The organism is Ferroglobus sp., from assembly GCF_015521575.1.
Classification (GTDB): domain Archaea; phylum Halobacteriota; class Archaeoglobi; order Archaeoglobales; family Archaeoglobaceae; genus Ferroglobus.
The window spans coordinates 1-2,403 of the sequence record NZ_WANY01000147.1 but is presented as its reverse complement, the minus strand read 5'-3'; the positions used below and the strand labels follow the sequence as shown (position 1 = coordinate 2,403).

The 2,403-nt window shown below is 41.1% G+C and carries 3 protein-coding genes; 1 reads left to right on the top strand and 2 read right to left on the bottom strand.

Annotated elements, in window-relative coordinates; all coding sequences use genetic code 11:
- Positions 1-342 precede the first annotated feature (342 nt).
- On the top strand, positions 343-621 hold the full coding sequence (gene albA / locus F7C14_RS06030; RefSeq protein WP_290900887.1) for a DNA-binding protein Alba: 279 nt from the start codon (positions 343-345) through the stop codon (positions 619-621).
- Here albA and F7C14_RS06025 read toward each other — a convergent pair.
- Both F7C14_RS06025 and F7C14_RS06020 read right to left on the bottom strand, forming a co-directional pair.
- Complete coding sequence (locus F7C14_RS06025; RefSeq protein ID WP_290900885.1) at positions 596-1,669, bottom strand: PAS domain S-box protein; 1,074 nt, start codon at positions 1,667-1,669, stop codon at positions 596-598. The genes albA and F7C14_RS06025 overlap by 26 nt on opposite strands.
- A partial coding sequence (locus F7C14_RS06020; RefSeq protein ID WP_290900883.1) for a PAS domain-containing sensor histidine kinase occupies positions 1,645-2,403 on the bottom strand: 759 nt, incomplete at its 5' end. The genes F7C14_RS06025 and F7C14_RS06020, both read right to left, overlap by 25 nt.

The window sequence follows — 2,403 nt, the reverse complement described above, 5'->3', positions numbered from 1 at the left end:
GTCTATAACAGCTTTCATAAGCTGCTTCCCAACCCTTAGGAAATCAGCAGCCCTATTTCATCTGGAGTTAGCTTCCTTCCCACTCTTAACCTTTTCCTTTCCTCGCCAAGCTTTCTTAAAATCATCTCGCCCCCTTTTCTCATCGTAATTAACCTTCAGCATATCTCTCAGCTTTAACCGCACTTTGTTCCCGATCTCAGCCGGTATAGCAATCTGATAATTCCTCGTAATTTTGACCTTCGTAGTTGGAAGTTGCGGGGTAACTAATAAAAGAGTTGTAAAGTTGTTGTTGAGTTAGCATTTCCAGCAAAACTTAAATAACGAAATGTTCTCCGCATGAACATGAGCGAGGGAACAGTATTCGTCGGGACAAAGCCGATAATGAACTACGTTCTCGCGACATTAACGCAATTCAATGAAGGAGCGACGAAAGTCGTTATTAAGGCGAGAGGAAAGGCGATAAGCAGGGCTGTTGACGTGGCGGAGATCGTCAGAAACAGATTTTTGCCAAACGTGGACGTGACGAACATAAAAATAGACACCGAAGAGCTTGAAAGCGAGCAGGGAAGGAAAGTAAACGTCTCGACGATAGAGATCACTCTTGAGAAGAAGGAGGAGTAATTTTTTCAATTAGCTTTTCCAATTCCACCCAATCTTTATCTATCTCTTTTAAGAGCTCGTTCGTCATTTCAGCCCTTTCTGCTATAATTTCGTAAAACTTCTCTCCAAACTTCTTCAGAAGATCCTCTTTATATTCTACGAGACCCTTTATTACCGTGATGTGGTTCCTTATCTGATCTATCAGCTCGCTGTAAATTCTCACGCTTTCCAAAACCGCTTTTAGAGCCTCTTCTTTTTCTTTCTCCATTTTCAAGGCTTTTATCTTAAAGGATATGCTTTCAGTTGTCGTTAACAACAGATCGACTTCTTCATCACTTGGTTCTCTCTTGGAAAGGATGAAGAGCATGTATTTTTGATCGCCACCGAAAACCGGGAATACCATTGTTACAAAACCTTTGTCTTCAGCAAACTTGCAGCTTTTGCATGATTTGCTCTTTTCCGTATTCGCAACTACCGGCTTCCCCGTTTTTAAAACTGCCTCAACACACTTCATTCCGATTTCCTTGTAATTGGTAATCGTTATTTTTGGGAATTTCAGCTTTTCTTTATCAATTTCAGCAACAAGCAGCCTCTCATATCCGATATTTTTTACAAGAACTTTTTCGGCGAACTCAAAAATCTTTTTCACGTCTTTTTCCAATAAGATCTTTCTCTCCACCTCCAAAAGGGATTTTAAGATCCCCTGATACGTTACAAGATCGGTTATGTCATCGCATATTACAATGGCTTCCGGCTTCCCTCCAATTTCCACCGGCGCAACGAGAACTTTAAGATACCTGTTGAGATATTTTTCTTCGAATTCTATAAGGCTGTCCTCGTATATGCTCCTGTTTACAGCGGAAAAAACTCGTTCACTCAATCTTCTGACGTTCTTTCCCAATATTTTTCCGAATATTTTTTCCGCCATTGCATTTGCTTCCCTAATCGTCCCGTCTTTGTCAACCAAGATTATAGCGAGGTTGGAATTCTCAAAAATTCTCCTGTATTTCTCTTCGCTCTCTCTTAAAAGTTCTATTACTTCCTTCAGAAGGGCTTTTTCCGTAGGCATTCGACGCACCCAAGCTTTATAATAAACTTAGCTCCACCAAGCTCGCTTTCTCCAACGCTAATTTTACCACCCCACCGTTCTACAGCTCTTCTGACAACGTACAACCCCACGCCACTTCCAGCCTTCTTGCCATAACTAAAACCGTAATCGAATATCTTTTCTCTGATTTCTTTTGGAATTCCTTTTCCGTCATCCTCCACAGTTATTACAGCAAAATCGTCTTCTTTTCTTACCGAAATCCTCACCTTCTTCGCCCCTCCGTGTTTGAACGCATTTTCTATCAAATTCGATAGCACGTTGAAAATCGTGTCGTCAGCTAAGATGATTACATCCTCGGCTTTAACTTCCACGTCCTTGAAACATTCCTCAATCCTCGCTAAGACGTCCTTGAGATTTATTTCTTTGAGCTTTCCAGTTCTTATTATTTCTTCGGTCTCTTTGGCAGATTCTATGATCTCGAATCCCCTCTCTATAGATCTCTCTATGAGATCTACAGCCCTGTTCTCAACTCCAGAGTCTCTAAGCAATTCTGAGGAGAGCGAGATGGCTGAAAGCACGTTCTTTAAATCGTGTCTGAGCATTCTGTTTAGATGAGTTGTGTACTCTAAAAGCTTTTCGTTCATCTCTTCGAGCTCCTTTCTTTCGGTTATATCCACGAAGTTTCCTAATACGGCTCTCTTTCCCTTATATCTTATCGATACGACGCTTTCAAGAATCCACTTAATTTTACCGTC

Coding starts and splice junctions, on each gene's coding strand:
- albA (WP_290900887.1), top strand. CDS start 343: ATGAGCGAGGGAACAGTATTCGTCGGGACAAAGCCGATAATGAACTAC.
- F7C14_RS06025 (WP_290900885.1), bottom strand. CDS start 1,669: ATGCCTACGGAAAAAGCCCTTCTGAAGGAAGTAATAGAACTTTTAAGA.